General features: G+C 52.6%; 24 protein-coding genes and 1 riboswitch. Of the genes, 4 read left to right on the top strand and 20 right to left on the bottom strand.

Annotation, left to right across the window (positions count from 1 at the left end):
- Positions 1–2: 2 nt before the first annotated feature.
- The 3 genes from Q3A88_RS05825 to Q3A88_RS05815 are packed head-to-tail and all read right to left on the bottom strand — an operon-like array spanning position 3 to position 2,180.
- Positions 3–677: a M15 family metallopeptidase gene (locus tag Q3A88_RS05825; protein ID WP_014914614.1), complete on the bottom strand. Its 675-nt coding sequence runs from the start codon at positions 675–677 to the stop codon at positions 3–5.
- On the bottom strand, positions 674–1,801 hold the full coding sequence (dapE, locus tag Q3A88_RS05820; protein ID WP_010309034.1) for a succinyl-diaminopimelate desuccinylase: 1,128 nt from the start codon (positions 1,799–1,801) through the stop codon (positions 674–676). Before dapE ends, Q3A88_RS05825 begins: the two co-directional genes overlap by 4 nt.
- Position 1,802: 1 nt before the next feature.
- On the bottom strand, positions 1,803–2,180 hold the full coding sequence (locus Q3A88_RS05815) for an ArsC family reductase (protein ID WP_110163651.1): 378 nt from the start codon (positions 2,178–2,180) through the stop codon (positions 1,803–1,805).
- A 233-nt stretch (positions 2,181–2,413) separates the two neighbouring features.
- On the opposite strand from Q3A88_RS05815, the gene ypfM reads away from it, so the two are divergent.
- Positions 2,414–2,473 carry a protein YpfM gene (gene ypfM / locus Q3A88_RS21885; RefSeq protein ID WP_137739554.1) on the top strand — a complete coding sequence of 20 codons (60 nt, stop codon included), beginning with the start codon at positions 2,414–2,416 and terminating at the stop codon, positions 2,471–2,473.
- A gap of 176 nt (positions 2,474–2,649) precedes the next feature.
- Here ypfM and Q3A88_RS05810 read toward each other — a convergent pair whose 3' ends face one another.
- Positions 2,650–3,354 (bottom strand): aspartate/glutamate racemase family protein, encoded by a 705-nt coding sequence (locus tag Q3A88_RS05810; protein WP_317177571.1) that lies wholly within the window; start codon positions 3,352–3,354, stop codon positions 2,650–2,652.
- Between the two features lie 217 nt (positions 3,355–3,571).
- Between Q3A88_RS05810 and cspE the strand changes: the two genes are divergently transcribed.
- Positions 3,572–3,781, top strand: coding sequence for a transcription antiterminator/RNA stability regulator CspE (cspE, locus tag Q3A88_RS05805; RefSeq protein WP_005976270.1), 210 nt, complete (start codon positions 3,572–3,574; stop codon positions 3,779–3,781).
- Positions 3,782–3,862: 81 nt separating this feature from the next.
- On the opposite strand, the gene crcB is transcribed toward cspE, so the two are convergent.
- Positions 3,863–4,246: a fluoride efflux transporter CrcB gene (gene crcB, locus Q3A88_RS05800; protein WP_317177570.1), complete on the bottom strand. Its 384-nt coding sequence runs from the start codon at positions 4,244–4,246 to the stop codon at positions 3,863–3,865.
- A gap of 83 nt (positions 4,247–4,329) precedes the next feature.
- A riboswitch (Fluoride riboswitch) is annotated at positions 4,330–4,434 on the bottom strand.
- Between the two features lie 246 nt (positions 4,435–4,680).
- Here crcB and tatA point away from each other — a divergent pair.
- Entirely contained in the window at positions 4,681–4,878 is a 198-nt protein-coding gene (gene tatA, locus Q3A88_RS05795) for a Sec-independent protein translocase subunit TatA (RefSeq protein WP_039275319.1), read from the top strand.
- An 82-nt stretch (positions 4,879–4,960) separates the two neighbouring features.
- On the opposite strand, the gene lipA is transcribed toward tatA, so the two are convergent.
- The 13 genes from lipA to leuS all read right to left on the bottom strand — a co-directional run bounded on the left by lipA (position 4,961) and on the right by leuS (position 18,794).
- The gene (gene lipA / locus Q3A88_RS05790) at positions 4,961–5,926 is read right to left on the bottom strand and encodes a lipoyl synthase (RefSeq protein ID WP_110163648.1); all 966 of its coding nucleotides are present in this window, start codon (positions 5,924–5,926) and stop codon (positions 4,961–4,963) included.
- Positions 5,927–6,153: 227 nt separating this feature from the next.
- The gene (gene lipB, locus Q3A88_RS05785) at positions 6,154–6,837 is read right to left on the bottom strand and encodes a lipoyl(octanoyl) transferase LipB (protein WP_174435849.1); all 684 of its coding nucleotides are present in this window, start codon (positions 6,835–6,837) and stop codon (positions 6,154–6,156) included.
- Positions 6,838–6,996: 159 nt separating this feature from the next.
- Positions 6,997–7,260, bottom strand: coding sequence for a DUF493 family protein YbeD (gene ybeD, locus Q3A88_RS05780; RefSeq protein ID WP_110163647.1), 264 nt, complete (start codon positions 7,258–7,260; stop codon positions 6,997–6,999).
- Positions 7,261–7,410: 150 nt separating this feature from the next.
- A complete protein-coding gene (gene dacA / locus Q3A88_RS05775; RefSeq protein WP_010284040.1) occupies positions 7,411–8,622 on the bottom strand; it encodes a D-alanyl-D-alanine carboxypeptidase DacA in 1,212 nt (403 codons plus the stop codon).
- Positions 8,623–8,788: 166 nt separating this feature from the next.
- Entirely contained in the window at positions 8,789–9,907 is a 1,119-nt protein-coding gene (gene rlpA, locus Q3A88_RS05770; RefSeq protein ID WP_110163646.1) for an endolytic peptidoglycan transglycosylase RlpA, read from the bottom strand.
- A gap of 13 nt (positions 9,908–9,920) precedes the next feature.
- Positions 9,921–11,033: a peptidoglycan glycosyltransferase MrdB gene (gene mrdB / locus Q3A88_RS05765; protein WP_039275324.1), complete on the bottom strand. Its 1,113-nt coding sequence runs from the start codon at positions 11,031–11,033 to the stop codon at positions 9,921–9,923.
- 9 nt (positions 11,034–11,042) lie between these two features.
- Positions 11,043–12,947 (bottom strand): peptidoglycan DD-transpeptidase MrdA, encoded by a 1,905-nt coding sequence (gene mrdA, locus Q3A88_RS05760; protein ID WP_110163645.1) that lies wholly within the window; start codon positions 12,945–12,947, stop codon positions 11,043–11,045.
- Positions 12,948–12,980: 33 nt separating this feature from the next.
- Positions 12,981–13,451: a 23S rRNA (pseudouridine(1915)-N(3))-methyltransferase RlmH gene (gene rlmH / locus Q3A88_RS05755; protein ID WP_005976291.1), complete on the bottom strand. Its 471-nt coding sequence runs from the start codon at positions 13,449–13,451 to the stop codon at positions 12,981–12,983.
- Between the two features lies 1 nt (position 13,452).
- Positions 13,453–13,770 (bottom strand): ribosome silencing factor, encoded by a 318-nt coding sequence (rsfS, locus tag Q3A88_RS05750; RefSeq protein ID WP_010284049.1) that lies wholly within the window; start codon positions 13,768–13,770, stop codon positions 13,453–13,455.
- Positions 13,771–13,964: 194 nt separating this feature from the next.
- Positions 13,965–14,654 (bottom strand): nicotinate-nucleotide adenylyltransferase, encoded by a 690-nt coding sequence (gene nadD, locus Q3A88_RS05745; protein ID WP_317177569.1) that lies wholly within the window; start codon positions 14,652–14,654, stop codon positions 13,965–13,967.
- On the bottom strand, positions 14,621–15,646 hold the full coding sequence (gene holA / locus Q3A88_RS05740; protein WP_317177568.1) for a DNA polymerase III subunit delta: 1,026 nt from the start codon (positions 15,644–15,646) through the stop codon (positions 14,621–14,623). Before holA ends, nadD begins: the two co-directional genes overlap by 34 nt.
- Positions 15,643–16,197, bottom strand: a complete 555-nt coding sequence (gene lptE, locus Q3A88_RS05735) for an LPS assembly lipoprotein LptE (RefSeq protein WP_010284054.1) — start codon at positions 16,195–16,197, stop codon at positions 15,643–15,645. Before lptE ends, holA begins: the two co-directional genes overlap by 4 nt.
- A 14-nt stretch (positions 16,198–16,211) precedes the next feature.
- Positions 16,212–18,794, bottom strand: coding sequence for a leucine--tRNA ligase (gene leuS / locus Q3A88_RS05730; RefSeq protein WP_317177567.1), 2,583 nt, complete (start codon positions 18,792–18,794; stop codon positions 16,212–16,214).
- A gap of 310 nt (positions 18,795–19,104) precedes the next feature.
- Here leuS and Q3A88_RS05725 point away from each other — a divergent pair, with 310 nt between their 5' ends.
- On the top strand, positions 19,105–19,587 hold the full coding sequence (locus Q3A88_RS05725; RefSeq protein WP_317177566.1) for a zinc ribbon-containing protein: 483 nt from the start codon (positions 19,105–19,107) through the stop codon (positions 19,585–19,587).
- Positions 19,588–19,638: 51 nt separating this feature from the next.
- On the opposite strand, the gene Q3A88_RS05720 is transcribed toward Q3A88_RS05725, so the two are convergent.
- Both Q3A88_RS05720 and gltK read right to left on the bottom strand, forming a co-directional pair.
- Positions 19,639–20,364 (bottom strand): amino acid ABC transporter ATP-binding protein, encoded by a 726-nt coding sequence (locus Q3A88_RS05720; protein ID WP_014914630.1) that lies wholly within the window; start codon positions 20,362–20,364, stop codon positions 19,639–19,641.
- On the bottom strand, positions 20,364–21,038 hold the full coding sequence (gene gltK / locus Q3A88_RS05715) for a glutamate/aspartate ABC transporter permease GltK (RefSeq protein ID WP_014914631.1): 675 nt from the start codon (positions 21,036–21,038) through the stop codon (positions 20,364–20,366). The genes Q3A88_RS05720 and gltK overlap by 1 nt, the downstream gene beginning before the upstream one ends.
- Between the last annotated feature and the right edge of the window lie 3 nt (positions 21,039–21,041).

Below are 21,041 nucleotides of genomic sequence, written 5' to 3'. Positions count from 1 at the left end.
GGTTACGCCTCATCAACATTATGAATATAACGGGTAAACAGCTGCGGCAAGTTCTGGCTGAGCCAGTGGTAGCCTGCAATGTCTTCATCTTGCCAGGCGGCAAGAATGAGGTCGGGTGTAAGCTGTTCTTCCGCATACTGTGCTAGTGGATAATAGCTGATATGCCAGAGTTCGGCTGCGACACCACCGAGATCGTGCGCATAAGGTCGATAAAAACCGTATTCATGCATGTGCGCACTCAACCACGTATTCAGTGCGGCAAAGTAACCGCCTTCTTCATATTCCCACGGCTCCAACTGGAGCGAACGGCCTGCGGGTAATAAATCGGGATCGTAGATATCGAGATCGCTGCCCCAATGGTGGCGGCTGGAACCGGGCATAGCGGACCAGCGCAGAATCGCTTCACAGCGCTCGCCTTCGTCCAGAGAGTGCACGTCCAGCGGCTGGCTGTTGGCATCCATGACGGGACGCTCGCCGCGAAACTTGCCATTCCAGATCTGACGCTGGCGCTCGAAGTCACGAAACGTGCTAGCGGGCTGTAGGTTAAATCCCGCCGTTTTTGCCGCCTGCTGTAGCGCCAGAAACGCGGTTACCGCCTCCGGTTGAAGACGATGACGACCCTGTAAAGCGACCAGGTGCTGGTCACTTTTACCGGTTAACGTAGCTGGCGTCATCATGCGATGAGCTGCTCCATAATGCGCTGGTACATGCGGCTCAGCAGTTGCAGGTCTGCCGCGCTGACGCATTCATCCACTTTATGGATCGTGGCGTTCACGGGGCCCAGTTCAACGACCTGAGCGCCCATGCGGGCAATGAAACGGCCATCGGAGGTGCCGCCGGTGGTCAGCAGCTCTGGGGTAACCTCGTTGTAATGTTTGACGGCATTCACCACGGCATCGACCAGTTCGCCGCGTGCGGTCAGGAATGGCTGGCCGGAGAGCTTCCAGTCGATGGTGTAATTAAGTTGGTGGCGATCCAGTAATTCCGCCACGCGCTGCTGGATTAACACATCCGTCAATTCGGTGCTGAAACGGAAATTGAACTGCACAAATAACTCGCCGGGGATGACGTTATTGCTGCCGGTACCAGCCTGAATATTGGCAATTTGCATTGTGGTCGGCGGGAAGAAATCGTTGCCCTGATCCCACTCGGTGGCGATCAGTTCGTTGAGTGCTGGTGCTGCACGGTGAACGGGGTTGTCCGCCAGATGAGGATAGGCAACGTGCCCTTGCACGCCGTGTACGCGCAGGTTCGCGGTGATAGAACCGCGACGGCCATTTTTGACCACATCACCCACAACATGCGTACTGGACGGCTCGCCGACCAGACAGTAGTCCAATCGCTCGTTGCGTGCCATCAGCGCCTCAACGACTTTCACGGTGCCGTTAACGGCGCTGGCTTCTTCGTCCGAGGTAATCAGGAACGCCAGACGCCCTTGATGATTAGGGTGGGCGGCGACAAAGCGCTCGGCGGCAATCACCATTGCAGCCAGTGAACCTTTCATGTCCGCCGCGCCGCGACCGTACAGCATGCCGTCACGAATGATGGGTTCAAACGGTGGATGCTGCCAGTGGCTTTCATCGCCGCTGGGAACCACGTCGGTGTGTCCGGCGAAGGCCAGCGTTTTCCCTGTGCCGCGCCATGCCCAGAAATTCTGGGTATCGCCAAAATCCATCGCTTCGACGGTAAAGCCAATCGCCGTCAGGCGTTCAATCATGAGCGCCTGGCAACCCTCGTCATTCGGGCTGAGGGAAGGGCGTTTAATTAACTGTTGAGCGAGCTCTATGACTGGGCAAGACACGTTATTTGTTCTCCGCAATAAATTTCTGGTAGCTATCGATATTGAAACCAAGCAGCGCATGACCGTCATCGGTTATCAGCAACGGCCGTTTAATCACCGCTGGCTGTTCCAACATTAGGTTTTTGGCGGCCTCTGCGCTGTCGCTGGTATCGCTGTTGATCCGTTCACGCAGTTCTTCACTGAGTTTACGCCAGGTCGTTCCGCGAGTGTTGAGTAAGGCCTGAAACCCCAGTTGGTCGATAAAACGCTGTAGCAGCTGTTCATCCAGACCGTCTGCACGGTAATCATGGAAGCGATACGCCACCTGTTGGTCGTCCAGCCAGCGGCGCGCTTTCTTTATAGTGTCACAGTTTTTGATACCATACATGGTCAGCGCCATAGGGATAAAATCCTTTCTGCTTATTGGGTTGCATGACGATTGTTGTTTAGGACAACACGGCCTGACTGAGCCTAATCGTGCGATAGCCCAGCATGCCGAAAAAAGGCGGGGAGATCTACTGTGAACTGTGTAGCAGAAATGTGAGGAAGTATAGTTTTTATACTTTCATAACACTTTTTCCTGATTAAAAAGTGTGCATATAATGCGTCGCCGTTAATCACCAAGAGGTTCGCATGGTAGAAGTAGAAGTAAGTACTTGGAAAGATTTTATTGAAGCAATGTTACGTAAATAATAACGAGAAGTACTGTTAGTCATTGCATGCCATACCAGGAATAAAATCATACGAATAAAGCAGTATTGAGTCTCTCAATACTGCTTTTTTTCTATGCAAAAAGAGGAAACTTGAGTGAATAAAAGAGGCTATTATTAGTTTGCGTATGAATTTTATTTTATCTAATTAATTCATAGTTATGGCTGGCTAAGCGCAAATTTCGCAGCGGCAATCGCGTGGAGCCTGCTGGTATCAAAAAGAGGAACCTTCGCATCCTGGGTGCTGATTAACAGCGGAATCTCCGTACACCCCAGAATGATGCCTTCCGCACCTTGCTGTTCAAGCTGCTGGATAATGTCCCGATAGACCTGCCGCGATGCGTCGTTAATGTTTCCCAGACACAGTTCATCGTAAATGATGCGATTAACGGCTTCTTTTCCCTCATGGTCAGGAACTATCACCTCTACGCCAAATCGTTCCTGAATGCGCTGGCGATAGAAATCCTGCTCCATTGTGTAGCGGGTTCCAAGCAAACCGACTTTCTTCAATCCGTGCTGTTTCAGGCTAGTACCGGTGGCATCGGCAATATGCAAAAGAGGAAGCTGGCAGGCGCGTTCAACGTCATCGGCCACTTTATGCATGGTGTTGGTACAGATGACGATCGCCTCTGCTCCCGCCTGACGTAATCCTACTGCGATATTGCTGAGTACAGCGGCTGACTGCTCCCAATCACCTTGTGACTGCAACCGTTCGATCTCGTGGAAATCGACGCTGTGCAGGATGATTTTGGCGGAGTGCAGGCCGCCAAGTTGGCTTTTCACATACTCGTTGATAATGCGGTAATACGGGATGGTAGATTCCCAACTCATGCCCCCGATCAGACCCAGCGTTTTACTTACCATGATGCCTTCCTTCATATCGTAAAAAGTGATGAATTGGTCAGAACTGAACTCTCTGCGTTCTGCATCGGGTTAAAATAGGACAGCTGAGTTGCGCGGTATACATTTTTAGCGACTTTTATCACTTTTTATCCAACTTCAACTGGACAAAAGGCCAATCTATTGTTGTACTGTACCTGACACAGATTTTGTGTCTTTCATTCATGTAAAGGTAAGTTTGATGTCTAAGATTAAAGGTAGTGTTAAGTGGTTCAATGAGTCTAAAGGCTTCGGTTTCATCACTCCTGAAGATGGTAGCAAAGACGTGTTCGTACACTTCTCTGCCATTCAGAGCAATGGTTTCAAAACTCTGGCTGAAGGTCAGCGTGTAGAGTTCGAAATCACTGACGGTGCCAAAGGTCCTTCAGCTGCTAACGTTAACGCTATTTAATTATACCGATTTCGTGAAAAACCCGCCTATGGCGGGTTTTTTTTGCTTCATTTTCCACGTGCTATCAATTTTCGCGTGACCTCAGTGTGTTGTCATCCACGTGACCAGCGAAAACGCCAGTGCGGTCATGAGCAACGAACCCGCCAGATTCAACAGGACGTGTAACCCCGCCGCTGCAAGCTGCCCACTTTGCATGAACATGACGACCTCTGCGGAAAAGGTCGAAAACGTCGTTAAGCCGCCGCACAGCCCGGTGGTAATCAATATTTTCCAGTCCTGATCGAGATGAGGATGGCGCAGGAAGAAAGCGAGTGCGCCGCCAATAACAAAAGCCCCGATCACGTTGGCAAGCAGAGTGCCCAGCGGCAGCGTTGGATACAGATTGTTAAACTTCATGCCAAGCTGCCAGCGCGCCACGCTACCGACTCCGCCACCAATAAATACCGCGAGTAATGTACTAAACATAGAAACCTTTCTTGGGTTGTTTTGCCTGAATTGTTTTGTGGTCTCGGAGAGTATGGGGCAGGATGCTACGCCCTCTCTGCGAGGTGGACGTAGACATCATTAGCCGAGTGGCGGTTGTACCCTGTTTTTAAGGCTGTCAGCGTTTTGGCTGCGCGAGGGTAGGGAGGAATGTCATCTCCGCTTTAGTAGGGCAAGTTTACGCCGTCAGAAGGGACTTTTGTAGTGGTGCCGAGGCGAAAGTTGTAAAGCAATCTGAATACGGGCGAAAGTGCTTTTGCCGCGTCTTACTTTGTTATAGATGCAATTTGTTACAGATGCTAATTGTGTCGTGCTGCATAAGGTTTTAGATAGAGGACATAGAATAAAAGAATTATTTTCAATAAAAATCGTTCTCGTTCGCTGGCGTCTCCAGCATCTAAATCAGGTAGGTTTGTATGGAAGGTATCAGCATTGCCAAGCTGTTGGTGATTGGTGCGTTAATCATTCTGCTGTTCGGTACGAATAAACTTCGTAGCCTCGGCGGTGACTTGGGCGCGGCGATTAAAGGCTTCAAGAAGGCGATGAGTGACGAGCAGCCGGCAAAGACGGATGATACGGCAGCGCTGCATGATTCATCTCGTAAAGAACCCTGATCGCATCTCACACAGCAAAACGGACGGCAATTGCCGTCCGTTTTTTATCCCACACAAAAAATGTGTAAATATGTATGAGCGTTTATTTTACTTCGATGCCCTTTGCCTGTAGGTCGGCATGGTAGGACGAGCGAACAAATGGACCGCAGGCAGCGTGGGTAAAGCCCATCGCCATCGCTTCGGCCTTCATTTCATCGAATTCATCCGGGCTGACGTAGCGCTGTACTGGCAGGTGATGGCGGCTCGGCTGTAAATATTGTCCCAGCGTTAGCATCGTCACACCGTGGCGGCGCAGGTCACGCATCACTTCCACGATTTCCGCATTGGTTTCCCCCAATCCAACCATCAGGCCAGACTTGGTTGGGATATCTGGATGCGCTTTTTTAAAGTTTTCCAGCAGCTTCAGTGACCACTCATAGTTCGCACCAGGGCGGACCTGACGGTAAACGCGTGGTACGTTTTCCAGATTGTGGTTGAACACATCTGGCGGCGTGGCGGTCAGGATCTCTAACGCGCGATCCATACGGCCACGGAAGTCTGGCACCAGCGTTTCGATGCGGATACTCGGATTTTTGCGGCGAATGGCGTTAATGCAGTCCGCAAAGTGCTGGGCTCCGCCGTCGCGCAGATCATCACGGTCAACGGAGGTGATCACGACATAGCGTAAGCCCATGTCATGAATGGTCTGTGCCAGTTTCTCAGGCTCATTGGCGTCCGGCGTAAGCGGTCGGCCGTGGGCAACGTCACAGAACGGGCAGCGACGGGTACAAATGGCACCCAGAATCATGAAGGTGGCGGTACCGTGGTTGAAACATTCCGCCAGATTCGGACAGGACGCTTCTTCGCAAACTGAGTGCAACCCGTTTTTGCGCATGGCCGCTTTGATTCCCTGAATACGGCTTGAATCTGCCGGAAGTTTAATCTTCATCCATTCAGGTTTGCGCAGAAGCTCTTGGCGTTCGGTGACGACGGTGCGCACCGGGATTAGCGCCATCTTATCGGCATCGCGGTATTTAACGCCGCGTTCGATCTGAATCGGTTTACTCATGTTTGCGTAAGTTCCAGTTCTGAATCGTTTCTTTAAATTTGTAATTCAAATTCAAAGGATTATGTTTTTAGTTAAACTTTTTTTTAAAAAACTATAAAAATTATATCATCTTGCCTAACTACAATCAGCCTTTGCGCGATCAAAATGAAGAAATTATGTGAATAAAATGTAATTTATCAAAAAACGATCGTCTACCTGACTGATTTTTATTAACAAGATGAAATGCGTTAACCAGGAAGCGGCTCACCCTGAACGTCCAGATTCCACGAAACAAATTCGGGTGCGGAGTAGCCGACTAACTGCAAAAAGGTGTTCACCAGCACAGGGGCGGTGTCATCCACTGTGACGCCTGGCACCAGATCGCTGAGTTGCGTCATCTCCATTCCGGCGTAACCACACGGGTTGATACGCAGGAAAGGGGAGAGATCCATGGCAATATTGAGCGCCAGCCCGTGGAAAGAGCAGCCTTTGCGAATACGCAGCCCTAGCGAACAGATTTTACGCTCACCTACGTAAACGCCGGGCGCATCGGGGCGCGCATGGGCTTCAATCTGGAAATGTGCCAGTGTGCCGATCACGGTGTTTTCGATGGCAGTGACGAGCTGACGAACGCCGAGCTTGCGACGCTTCAGGTCAATCAACACGTACATGACCTGCTGACCAGGGCCGTGGTAGGTCACCTGACCGCCTCTGTCGCTCTGAATCACGGGAATATCACCGGGCATGAGGACATGTTCGGCTTTGCCTGCCTGACCCTGCGTAAATACGCGAGGGTGCTGAACCAGCCAGATTTCATCTGGAGTTTTATCATCACGTCGGTCGGTGAAATTATGCATCGCCAGAGAGACGGGTTCATACGGCTGTACGTCAAATTGGCGTACGATGATCTTATCCTGTAGCAAGTGTGTCATCTTCAGGTTAAGGAAAGGTGGGGGGATTATAACGGCGGGAAGCCTCAGCGAACAGCACTTTGCAAAATCACAAAACCCTGCCGCACTCGCCAGTTTTCCCGCACATTTTGATTACAGTATGACTTTTACAGAACTCTATGTCTTACAGAATTCTATGCTTTACAGAACCATGCGCACGATTTCGATGTTGCCCAGTTCTTCGTACAGCGTTTCCACCTGCTCAATGTGTGTTGCAGTAATGGTGATGGAAACGGAGTGATAATTCCCTTTGCTGCTGGGCTTGATCTGCGGCGTGTAGTCGCCTGGCGCATGACGCTGTACCACTTCAACGACCAGATCGAGCAACTCTGGTTTTGCCTCACCCATGACCTTGTAGGTAAAAACACAGGGGAATTCAAGCAGTTCGTTTAATTTGGTTTTCATTTGCGCTCCAGAGAGGGTAATACGTCGGCATTATTCCGACGGTATTAGCACTGACATCAGTACAGTATACTAAAAAAGCATAACTCCCGCGTTCTGCGGGAGTTATGGATGGTATCTATATGGGGACGTTTTGGCCCCACACAAGGGGGATTAGCCGAACCAGTGATGGAACATCAGTTTGATGTAGTCGATCATGCGGCCAAAGATTCCACCTTCCTTCACTTCGTTCATGACCACCAGCGGGCGCTGATCGATGGTTTTACCATCCAGTTGGAAGTTGATGGAACCCACAACCTGATTTTTAGCTAACGGCGCATGCAGTTCCGTGTTGTCCAGAACATAGCTGGCTTTCAGATCTTTCATACGGCCGCGCGGAATAGTCAGGTAGGCATCTTTCTCAACACCCAGCGCAACGCGGTCGCTGTCGCCAAACCAGACGGGCTCAGAAGCGAATTCTTTGCCTGCTTTCAATGGCGCGACGGTTTCAAAGAAGCGGAAGCCCCAGGTCAGCAGTTTCTTACTTTCTGATTCGCGGCCTTTGGCGTTACGTCCACCCAGTACCGCAGAAATCAGGCGCATCTGGCCTTCTGTTGCTGAGGCGACCAGATTAAAGCCCGCTGATGACGTATGGCCCGTTTTGATGCCGTCAACATTCAGGCTGGAATCCCACAGCAAGCCGTTGCGGTTAGGCTGGCGAATATTGTTGAACGTGAACTCTTTCTCTTTGTAGGTCGCATATTCTTCTGGCACATCGCGGATCAGCGCCTGACCGATCAGGGCCATATCGCGTGCCGAACTGAACTGGCCCGGCGCATCAAGGCCGTGCACGGTTTCAAAATTGGTATTTTTCAGCCCCAGTGCTTTCACGTAACCGTTCATCAGGTTAACAAAGGCATCCTGACTGCCGGCAACGTAGTCAGCCATCGCGACGCAGGCATCGTTACCGGATTGCAGAATGATGCCTCGGTTTAACTGGGAGACAGGAACGCGGTCGCCCGGTTTCAGGAACATCAGGGAAGAGCCCTGGAAGGTCGGGTTGCCGGTTGCCCAGGCATCTTTACCGACGGTAACGATGTCATTCGGGCTGATTTTTCCTGATTTAATGGCCTGACCAATCACATAGCTGGTCATCATTTTCGTTAAGCTGGCCGGATCGCGGCGCGTGTCGGCATTCATTTCCGCCAACACTTTCCCAGAGTTGTAATCAATCAGGATGTAGGATTCAGCATCGATTTGCGGGACGCCAGGGATCATCGTTTTAAGATTGATATCTTCGGCATAGGCAAAGGAAGAGGCGCTAATGGCGAGCAGTGCGCCAAGCGCAGTACGTTTAGTAAAACGAGACGTGTTTACAGTATTCATGATTGGAACAACAACATCCGTGGGTATGAGTTAAAAAACGAGCCACACTATAGCAGATGGCAAATAGGCAGGCATCAGACATTACGTTACGTGATTTTGCAAAAGGGCGGTATGTTCAATGCCATAGCCGCCGTTTTCGCTGCGTGAGTCTGCCGATTATCTGTTACTAGAGGGTGCTGGGTGCGGCGGTAATAAACGACTGCTGCTGAGCTTCGACTGACAAACGTTGTTGAAGTTCAGCGGCTTGCTGACGATTCTGGAATGGCCCCAGTTGAATACGATACAGGCCGCCGCTCGCCGTGACTTTCCCGGCCACGCGGAAGCGTTCGCTCAGGCTGCGCTGCCAGGTTTGCGCGCGCTGTTGATCGCTCAATGCACCGACCTGAACCACATAGCGCCCCGTGGCAGATGGCGTTGCAGTCGCGGGAGCGGCAACCGCTGCAGCTGGCGCGGCGTTCATTGGCGCAGCGGATGACGATGGCGCTACCGCTGGCGTCACGCTGGACTCAACTACGCCAGCACGCAGGGCGGAAGGTGCCCCCAGAAAACCACCGCTGTGCGACGGCGCGCTGCTCTGCGGCTGTGTGCTTTCTGCTGGTGCACTCAGGCTGCTATTGCTGATCGGGCGCACGGCGCTGTTGGGCGTTGGCGACGTCGTTTCCATCATCGGTGTGCCCAGCCCACTGGCACCGAAGCTCGGACGTTCCGGCAGGGCGAAGCTTTGCTTAGCGACGGTGGTGCCGACGGTTCCGGGACCGGAGAGCGTGCCGTCTGGTGCGACGTTGATGAAGTCCACTTTTACTTTGGTATTGTTCGAGATATTCAGCCGATCGCCTGCGGCCTTGGACAGATCGATAATTCTGCCCGGCGTATACGGCCCGCGGTCGTTCACGCGTACTACCAGACGGCGACCGTTACTCAGGTTGGTCACGCGGACATAGCTTGGCAGAGGCAGCGTTGGGTGGGCGGCGGTTATCGCATTAGGATCAAACGTTTCGCCGATTGACGTGCGGTTACCGCTGGCTTCTTCGCCGTACCATGCGGCTAAACCTGTCTCGCTAAAATTTTGCGGGTTTTTGACAATCTTATAGCTCTTGCCTTTGATGCTGTAGTCTTGCAGCGTACCCTGATTGTAGGGTTCATAACGCGGTTCTGCGCCACCGATCTCTTCCGTCGGTCCGTTGTAAACCTGGGTTACGGGCGGCGCAGGCTGCCGCTGTTCCGTTGTGGTACAGGCCGCAAGCGCCAGAGTTGCTACGCCGACCCAAAGCCAATCCTTACGCATTGCTCACCTCGTGTTATAAATTCTTAGATAGCAGTTTGCGGTGAGTATGTATCGACATGACGATACCGAACCCCGCCATTAAGACGACCAGCGCCGACCCACCGTAGCTGACTAGCGGTAGCGGCACGCCAACGACAGGAAGTATACCGCTGACCATCCCGATATTGACGAACACATAGAAAAACAGAATCAACATCAGCCCGCCGACCATCACCCGGCCGAACGAGGTTTGCGCATTTGCGGCGATGACCAAGCCACGCATAATCATGAACAGATACATCGCGAGCAGAACCAACACACCGATTAACCCAAGCTCTTCAGACAGCACGGCAAAGATAAAGTCGGTGTGGCGCTCTGGCAGAAACTCTAACTGAGACTGGGTGCCATGCAGCCAGCCTTTTCCAGACAGCCCGCCTGAGCCTATCGCAATTTTCGACTGAATAATATGGTACCCGGCTCCGAGCGGATCGCTTTCTGGATCGAGCAGCATCATGACCCTGGCGCGCTGATAATCATGCATCAGGAAAAACCAGAGTATAGGAATAAAAGCAGCGAGTAGCAGGACGGCGATGCCAATCAAGCGCCAGCTCATACCGGCGAGGAAAAGCACAAATAGCCCTGAGAGCGCGATCAGAATCGAGGTGCCTAAGTCGGGCTGCGCGGCAACCAGCAGCGTGGGGACAAAAATCAGCACCAGCGCGATGGCCGTATTTTTTAACGACGGCGGGCACATATCACGGTTGATAAAACGTGCGACCATCAGCGGTACGGCGATCTTGGCAATTTCTGACGGCTGAAAACGGATAAAGCCCAGATCCAGCCAGCGCTGTGCGCCTTTACTGATTTGCCCAAAAATATCCACGATGAGCAGCAAAATTACGCAGACGATATAGAGGTAGGGCGCCCAGCCTTCGTACACGCGTGGGGGGATTTGCGCCATCACGATCATCACCGTAAGCCCCAACACGATTTGAACGACTTTGCGTTCCATCATGTCGATGTCTTGCCCGCTGGCGCTCCATAAAACAAATAGGCTATAGCCTAGCAGTGCCAGGATGCAGAGAAGGAATGGCAGATCGATGTGGATTTTCGCCCAGAACGATCCCTTTTGTTGGCTATCGGTCATGACTGTCTGTTACTCACTCTCGCTACCCGGCGGCGCAGGAGGCGCACTGGGTAAATCGGTATTGTTATCACCCAGCAGGATATGATCAAGAATCTGGCGAGTGATAGCACCCACGGTCGGGCCTGCTCCACCGTTTTCCAGAATAATCGACATCGCGACTTTTGGGTCCTTATACGGGGCAAACGCAACCATTAATTTATGGTCACGCAGATGTTCTGCGATCTTATGCGCATTATAAGTTTCGTTTTCTTTCAGGCCGAAAACCTGCGCCGTACCGGATTTTGCCGCAATTTTATAAGGCGCATCATCGAAACTCTTGTGTGCGGTGCCGTTAGCGCGGTTAGCCACGCCATACATTCCGTCCTTCGCCACTTCCCAATAGCCAGAGTGGATATTACCAATCTGTAGATTCTCAGTTTGTCGGAAAGGCACGATAACACCATTTTCCCGCGAACTATAAAGCAGGTGTGGCGTTTTGACCTGACCGTCGTTGATGAGCGTGACCAATGCCTTATTCATCTGGATAGGGGTTGCCGTCCAGTAACCTTGGCCAATCCCGACGGGAATGGTGTCTCCCTGATACCAGGGTTTCTTAAATCGCCTGAGTTTCCACTCACGGGTTGGCATGTTGCCGGCACTTTCTTCCGAAATATCGATGCCGGTTTTCTCACCATAACCAAATTTATTCATCCATTCGGATAGGCGATCGATGCCCATGTCATAAGCGACCTGATAGAAGAACGTATCCGCGGATTCTTCCAGCGATTTGGTGAGGTTAAGGCGACCATGCCCCCATTTTTTCCAGTCGCGGAAGCGCTTTTCGGAGCCCGGCAATTGCCACCAGCCAGGATCGAACAGGCTGGTGTTCGTGGTAATCACGCCCGCCGTCAGGGCGGAAACCGCGATATAAGGTTTAACGGTAGAGGCGGGTGGGTAAATCCCCTGTGTCGCGCGATTGATCAGCGGACGATCGGGATCGCTTTGGAGTTTTGCGTAATTCTTAGTGGAAATCCCGTCGACAAAGAGATTGGGATCGTAACTGGGCGTGGAAACCATCGCCAGAATACCGCCGTCGCGTGGATCGGTGACAATCACGGCCGCACGGCTGCCTTCCAGCAGTTTCTCGATGTAGATTTGCAGGCTTAGATCCAGCGTCAGATAAATATCACGCCCGGCCTGCGGTGGCTGTTCGTGGAGTTGGCGGATCACGCGGCCACGGTTGTTAACCTCAACTTCTTCATAACCGGGCTTGCCGTGCAACAGGTCTTCATAATGACGTTCAATCCCGAGCTTACCGATGTCACGCGTGGCGGCATAGTCGGCAATTTTTTCTTCTTTGGTCAGCCGCTCTACTTCTTTATCGGTGATTTTGGAAACATAGCCGATGACGTGCGTCAGTGCAGAACCATAGGGATAGTAGCGGCGCTGGTAGCCTTTCACTTCAACGCCGGGGAAGCGGTATTGGTTGACGGCAAAACGGGCGACCTGAATCTCATCGAGCCCGGTTTTTACCGGAATAGAGGTAAAGCGGCGTGAGCGCTTGCGCTCTTTTTCAAAATTTTCCAGATCGCTATCGGTCAGATCGACGACAGGGCGCAGAGCTTCTAGCGTATCTTTAAGGTTGTCGACTTTGTCGGGTACCAGTTCTAACTGATAAATAGTACGGTTCAGCGCCAGCGGGGTGCCGTTACGGTCATAGATGATGCCGCGGCTGGGCGCGATAGGAACCAGTTTAATGCGATTCTCATTAGAGCGTGTGCGGTAGTCATCAACACGCACAATTTGCAGATGATAAAGATTAGCGACTAATACACCGGAAAGCAGCAAAATGCCCAGAAAGGCTACCAAAGCACGGCGCACAAACAGGGCGGACTCAGCCGTATAATCACGAAAGGGTTTACGTTCTACTTTCATCCAGCGTTATTTCACAGGTTTCATCGTATCGCCTTACTCCCGATGGTAAGGGTGATTAGTCGTAATGCTCCATGCACGGTACAGGCTCTCCGCCACCAGTACACGAACAAGCGGGTGGGGCAGCGTTAATGGCGAAAGTGACCAGCTTTGTTCTGCCGCGGCTTTGCACTCTGGCGAAAGTCCTTCTGGCCCGCCAATCAGCAAGCTGACGTCGCGCCCGTCCTGTTTCCAGCGCTCTAGCTGTTGCGCCAACTGCGGTGTCTCCCAGCGAGTCCCGGGTATGTCCAGCGTAACAATGCGGTTGCCTTTGCCTACTGCGGCTAGCATCTGTTCGCCTTCGCGCTCCAGAATGCGTTTGATGTCCGCATTTTTACCCCGTTTCCCCGCCGGAATTTCGAGTAATTCGAAAGGCATGTCCTTTGGGAAACGGCGCAGATAATCGGTGAAACCAGTCTGCACCCAGTCGGGCATTTTGGTGCCAACGGCGACCAGTTGCAGTTTCATACTAGCCCCACAATTTTTCTAATTCGTACAACTGGCGGCTTTCTTCTTGCATGACATGAACCATCACGTCACCTAAATCGACAACAACCCAGTCAGCAGCGCTTTCGCCCTCAACACCGAGTGGAATCAGACCCGCGGCGCGTGAAGATTGCACGACGTGATCGGCGATAGAAGCGACATGACGCGTAGAGGTACCCGTACAGATAACCATGTAATCGGTGATGCTGGACTTACCCTGCACGTTAAGTGCAACAATATCCTGGGCTTTTAAGTCATCGACCTTATCAATAACGAAGTCTTGGAGTGCTTGACCTTGCAAAGGTTCCCCCTCAATGGCGTTTTGTCAGCAACTGACGAACGCGTGCGGCGCTGAATTGTTTAGTAAAAAGGTGAATCACCGAGTAATTGCCGAGAATTTCCGCTTTTCCCGGTGATTGAAACCAGCCGCGGAGTATATCACGCACTTTTACCGAGTGGTATAAAGCCCGTGGTTGATGGGCAGGAAAAGCGGCGTTATTGGTACAGGCCGCTTTCGTCGATGTATCTGAGCACGGCGGGAGGTAATAAATCGCGACAGTCCAGACCTTGCTGGCGACGCTGGCGAATGTCCGTGGCGGAAATGGTGATCAGCGGCGTGTCTGCTAAAAAAATCCGTCCCTGCGGTTGGCGATGAAGATCGGCCGGCGTGTGCGTCAGATGATCGTCCAGCCACCGCTGTAATTCGGGCGTTTCCAATGTCGAGCGATAGCCGGGCCGAGCGCATACCAGCAAATGACAGACGCTAAGCAGATCCTGCCAGCGGTGCCAGTGGTGCAGCGTTAGCAGCGAATCTTGCCCGATGATAAAGCCCAGTGGTGCATCTCGGCCTTTTTCAGCCCGCAGCGCTTCCAGCGTATCGATGGTATAGGAGGGCGTTTGCCGTTGCAGTTCACGATCGTCCACGGTAAATAACGGGTTGCCTTCCACGGCCAGCTCAGCCATATGAAAACGCTGCCGGGAACTGGCTTCGGGCTGCTGCCGGTGCGGCGGAACGTTATTGGGCATCAGGACGACCTGAGTCAGCCCCACGAGCTTTGCCAGTGCAGTCACTGGCTGAAGGTGACCGTAATGAATCGGGTCAAACGTGCCGCCAAAAAACGCGGTCAGGGATGGCGCTGCGGGTGACGTATTCAAATGAATGCCTCCGGCAAGGCTTTGCCGCACAGAAGCATGGCAAGCGATTCCAGTTCAGACCAAACGGACTGACCATAGTCTTGCTTTAAGGTTATTTCCACCTGCGTTAGCAATCGTACGGCCTGCTGTAGCTGCTGAAGAGAAAGCCGCTGCAGTGCCTGAGTGAGCAGGTCACGCCGGTTTTGCCACACTTTTTGCTGATCGAAGAGCGTACGCAGCGGTGTGTCTGACATACGCCGTTTTAGCACCAGCAGTTGTAGCAGTTCACGCTGTAGCGTGCGCAGTAAAATGACAGGCTCGCAATCTTCCTGTTTTAACTGTTGCAAAATGTGCCAGGCGCGTTTGCCTTTGCCTGCCAGCAGCGCATCAAGCCAGTGGAACGGGGTGAAGTGAGCGGCATCATTGACCGCACTTTCCACGCGCGGCAGGGTTAGCTTACCATCGGGATAAAGCAGTGCCAGCCGCTCTAACGCCTGAGACAGCGCGAGCAAGTTGCCTTCATAGCAATAGCAAATGAGCTGTGTGGCCTGGTCATCCAGCGTTAATTTCATGGATTTGGCGCGCTGAGCAACCCAGCGAGGGAGCTGGGCCTGTTCTGGCGTCAGACAATTGATATAGACGCTGTCTTGCGCCAGCGATTTAAACCAGACGCTGTTTTCCTGCGCTTTGGTCAGCTTATGACCGCGCAGAATCAGCAAAATATCGGGGTGCAATAATCCAGAGAGCTTAACCAGATTTTCACCCATCGCGGCGTTTGGGCCGTTTTCCGGCAAAACCAGTAAGAGCGATTGGCGCGAGGCGAATAGGCTGAGCGCCTGACAGGTGCTGAAAATCGCATCCCAGTCAGTATGAAGATCCAGGATGAAGCTGAAATGCTCGCTGAATTCGTGCTGTTGAGCGACCCGTTTGATGCTGTCGAGACTTTCCTGCAGCAGCAGCGGGTCTGAACCAAAGACCAAATAACAACCGCGCAGCCCCTCATGGAGCTGCGCGGTGAGTTGTTCGGGGTAAAGCCGAATCATGAACGCGTGGCGGCAGCGGTGGAATCGGTAGACTGCAACCGATTTTTGACTTCCTGACTACCGTTGACGGTCAGCAATTTACGCACCAACTGCTGGGCAGCTTGCTCACGCATTTCCTGACGGACGATATCCTGTTCGGCATCTTTCGCCAGTGCAGCCAGCGGGTTATCAAAGAACGTGCGGAACACCGTCACGCTGAGCGGATAAATATCTTCACCCGGCATCAGCACCTGCGCCTGCAACGTCAGCACCATCTGGTACTCCGCTGTTTTACCGTCCTGAAAAATAGAGACGGTATCGCGCGTTTCGCTTGAGCCCAGTACCCGCAGAGACGGGATATCCTGACGCGTCGCATCGTCAACGATTTTCACATCGCTGAGACGGAGCTGCTCACGTACTGCACGCGTTAGCGGACCATACGGATCGCTGCTGTCGAGCACCAGTGTTTGTAACTGCGCAGGCACTTGTGTCGTGCCGCGCAGATGAAAACCGCAGCCAGCGGTGATTAACACCGCCAGCCCCAGCAACAACGTGAATAGACGATGTCGCACAGTTCCTCCTTGCCTTAACCCACAACCAGGTTAAGCAGTTTGCCAGGGACATAAATCACTTTACGAACCGTGACGCCGTCCAGATATTTCGCGACCAGCGGTTCCTGTGCAGCGCGTTCGCGAACCTGTTCTTCGCTTGCGTCAGCGGCAACGGTGATTTTACCACGTACTTTACCGTTAACCTGAACAACAACCAGCTTGGAATCTTCAACCATCGCGTTCTCATCTGCAACCGGCCACGGCGCAGTATCAACGTCGCCTTCACCTTGCAGTGCCTGCCACAGCGTGAAGCAAACGTGCGGCGTGAACGGATACAGCATACGAACGACGGCCAGCATGATTTCCTGCGTCAGCGCGCGATCCTGATCGCTGTCCTGCGGCGCTTTCGCCAGCTTGTTCATCAGCTCCATGATGGCGGCGATCGCGGTGTTGAAGGTCTGGCGACGGCCGATATCGTCGGTCACTTTAGCAATCGTTTTGTGCAGATCGCGGCGCAGTGATTTCTGATCTTCCGTCAGTGTAGCGATATCCAGAGACGTTACCGCACCTTTCTCAGTATGCTCGAAGGCTTGTCTCCAGACGCGTTTCAGGAAGCGGTTTGCGCCCTCTACGCCGGATTCCTGCCATTCCAGCGTCATTTCCGCCGGAGAAGCAAACATCATGAACAGACGCACGGTATCTGCACCGTATTTCTCTACCATGACCTGCGGGTCGATGCCGTTGTTTTTAGACTTCGACATTTTGCTCATGCCCGCGTAAACCACGTCACGGCCTTCGTTATCGACGGCTTTGACGATGCGTCCTTTCTCATCACGCTCAACGGTCACGTCGGTCGGAGACACCCAGATGCGTTCGCCGTTATTGCCCAGATAGTAGAAGGCGTCGGCCAGCACCATGCCCTGACACAGCAGGCGTTTGGCGGGTTCATCAGAGGTCACCAGACCCGCGTCGCGCATCAGTTTGTGGAAGAAGCGGAAATACATCAGGTGCATGATGGCGTGTTCGATACCGCCAACGTATTGGTCAACGGGCAGCCAGTAGTTGGCTGCAGCCGGATCCAGCATTCCCTGATCGTACTGCGGGCAGGTGTAGCGCGCGTAGTACCAGGAAGATTCCATAAAGGTGTCGAACGTGTCGGTTTCACGCAGCGCTGGCTGACCGTTAACGGTTGTCTTCGCCCATTCCGGGTTAGATTTCAGCGGGCTGGTGATGCCATCCATCACGACATCTTCCGGCAGGATCACCGGCAGTTGATCTTCTGGCGTTGGGATGACGGTGCCGTCTTCCAGCGTCACCATTGGGATTGGTGCGCCCCAGTAACGCTGACGGGAGACACCCCAGTCGCGCAGGCGATAGTTGACTTTACGCTCGCCGATGCCTTTTTCTACCAGCTTATCGGCAATAGCGTTGAATCCAGCCTCGAAATCCAGACCGTCAAACTCACCAGAGTTGAACAGGCTGCCTTTTTCTGTCATCGCCTGAGCGGACAGATCGGGCTCGCTGCCATCGGCATTCAGAATAACTGGCTTGATGGACAGATCGTATTTGGTGGCAAATTCCCAGTCGCGCTGGTCGTGGCCTGGAACGGCCATCACTGCGCCTGTACCGTATTCCATCAGGACGAAGTTGGCGACCCAGATAGCGACTTTCTCACCGTTCAGCGGGTGAATCGCATACAGGCCAGTGGCCATGCCTTTTTTCTCCATCGTCGCCATGTCGGCTTCGGCAACTTTGGTATTACGGCATTCTGCAATGAAATCGGCCAGTGCTGGGTTGGTTGCAGCAGCCTGCGCAGCGAGAGGGTGACCAGCGGCAACGGCAACGTAGGTCACGCCCATGAACGTATCTGGGCGCGTGGTGTAAACAGTCAGTTTCTCGTCGCTGTCTGACACGTCAAAGGTGATTTCCACACCTTCAGAACGGCCAATCCAGTTACGCTGCATGGTTTTGACTTGTTCAGGCCAGCTTTCCAGCGTATCCAGATCGTTCAGCAGTTGGTCTGCGTAAGCGGTGATTTTGATAAACCACTGTGGAATTTCTTTGCGTTCGACTTTGGTGTCGCAACGCCAGCAGCAGCCGTCGATAACCTGTTCGTTTGCCAGTACCGTCTGGTCGTTCGGGCACCAGTTAACGGCGGAGGTTTTTTTATAAACCAGACCTTTCTCGTACAGCTTGGTGAAGAACCACTGTTCCCAGCGGTAGTAGTCTGGTTTGCAGGTCGCGACTTCACGATCCCAGTCATAGCCAAAGCCCAGCAGTTTGAGCTGGTTTTTCATGTAGTCGATATTGGCGTAGGTCCAGGGGGCTGGCGCGGTGTTGTTTTTAACCGCTGCGCCTTCTGCCGGCAGGCCAAAGGCATCCCAACCGATCGGTTGCAGAACGTTCTTGCCCAGCATGCGCTGATAACGGGAGATCACGTCGCCGATGGTGTAATTACGGACGTGGCCCATATGTAGTCGGCCAGAAGGGTAAGGCAGCATGGAAAGGCAATAGTATTTTTCCTTGCCGGGCTGTTCGGTGACTTTAAATGTCTGCTTCTCTTGCCAGTGAAGCTGGACGTCCGCTTCTATCTCTTCTGGGCGGTATTGCTCTTGCATGGCTGCCAGGGGTCCTGTTTAGTGAAGAATCGCTACGTGAGTAGCCTGTTCTGATTCATAACAAAAGATCCGCATAGCATAGCCGTAAGCGGCGCGGGCAACAACACCCAGCGCCCGACTGGGGAATATTTCTGATCTGTGAGCGACATACTGCGAGGCGTTGCGCAAATTGGCGACAATTTATCAGGTGTACCGAAAAAATAATCTAAAATAGAGAGAGATAGGCAACGTATCGGTTTTTGGCTCGGTGTGCCAGACAGCGAATAGTCGTGCTTTATCACCTTTCAACCCGCTTAATTCAGGAGGAAGCATGAATAAACTAGCCCGCTATTACCGCGAGTTAATGGCTTCAGTGACGGCTCGGCTGAACAATGGTGAACGCGATCTCGACAGTCTGGTGCAGAGCGCCCGCAAAACCTTGCAGGAAAGCTCGGAGCTGACGCAGAAAGAAATCGAGCAGGTGATTCAGGCTGTTCAGCGCGATCTGGAAGAGTTTGCCCGCAGCTATAACGAAAGTCAGGATGAGTTTACCGACAGCGTTTTTATGCGAGTCATCAAGGAAAGCCTGTGGCAGGAGCTGGCGGATATTACGGATAAAACGCAGCTAGAGTGGCGTGAGATCTTCAAAGATGTGAATCATCACGGGGTGTATCACAGCGGTGAAGTGGTGGGGCTAGGTAATTTGGTGTGTGAGAAGTGCCATCATCATATTGCATTCTACACGCCGGAGGTTTTGCCACTCTGCCCGAAATGCTCACATGACCTGTTCCACCGCCAGCCGTTTCAGCCGTAAGGCTGTAGGAGCAGTAAATAAGCGTGCCTTGCGGCACGCTGTATCTGATTATTAATGCAGGATTTTCGCCAGGAAGTCTTTCGCGCGTTCGGACTGTGGGTTATTGAAGAAATCATCCTTACGGGTGTCTTCAACGATTTTGCCCTCATCCATAAAGATCACGCGGTGCGCCACTTTACGGGCAAAGCCCATTTCATGCGTAACGACCATCATGGTCATGCCTTCCTGCGCCAATTCAACCATAACGTCCAACACTTCGTTGATCATCTCTGGATCAAGTGCGGATGTCGGTTCGTCAAATAGCATCGCGATAGGATCCATGCACAGTGCGCGCGCGATGGCGACACGCTGTTGCTGACCGCCGGAAAGCTGCCCTGGGTATTTGTTGGCGTGCGCCGCCAGCCCAACGCGCTCCAACAGCTTCTGCGCTTTAGCTTTGGCTTCTTCACGATTACGTTTCAGCACTTTCACCTGCGCCAGCGTCAGGTTCTCGATAATTGATAAATGCGGGAACAGTTCAAAGTGCTGGAACACCATCCCGACTTTGGAACGCAACTGGGCCAGATTGGTTTTCTTATCGTTAACGGCAATGCCATTGACGGTAATTTCACCTTGTTGAATTGGTTCCAGACCGTTTACGGTTTTGATCAGGGTTGATTTACCAGAGCCAGAGGGCCCGCAGACGACCACGACTTCACCTTTTTTTACTTCTGTGGAGCAGTCGGCTAGCACCTGAAATTGGCCGTACCATTTAGAAACATTTTTCAGGGAAATCATCAAACCGTCCTTTTTTTCAGGTAACTGACCAGCATTGAGGCAGTAATGCTGAAGAGAAAATAAATGAACCCGGCAAACAGGATCATTTCAACTTGTGTTCCGTCACGCTCGCCGATGGTTGAGGCGGTACGGAAGAAATCAGCGAGGCTGAGTACGTAAACCAGTGAGGTATCCTGGAACAGAACAATCCCCTGCGTCAGCAGTAGCGGCACCATCGCGCGGAATGCCTGCGGCAGAATAACCAGCTTCATGGATTGCCAGTGCGTCATGCCTAATGCTAACGCCGCGGAAGATTGACCGCGTGACACGCTTAGAATACCCGCACGAATGATTTCCGAATAATAGGCTGCCTCGAACAGCGAGAAGGCTACCATAGCTGAAATCAGTCGAATATCGGTTTTCGGCGATAGCCCAAGCACATTTTGTAATAAGCTAGGAACCACCAGATAGAACCACAGCAGCACCATGACGAGCGGAACGGAGCGGAACAGGTTCACATACAGCTTGGCGAACCAACTGATAGGCTTGATCGGCGACAAGCGCATCACCGCCAGAATCGTGCCCCAGACAATCCCGAAGACCACCGCCGTTAGCGTAATTTTGAGTGTGACGACCATCCCCTGAATCAGGTACGGCATGCTTGGCCCAATTGAGCTCCAGTCAAATTCATGCATGAT

Origin of the sequence: Pectobacterium sp. HCp5_1 (genome assembly GCF_032905925.1) — a bacterium.
Lineage (GTDB): Bacteria > Pseudomonadota > Gammaproteobacteria > Enterobacterales > Enterobacteriaceae > Pectobacterium > Pectobacterium brasiliense_A.
Note: the sequence above shows the minus strand (reverse complement) of the source record. Positions and strands in the feature narration are given on the sequence as shown.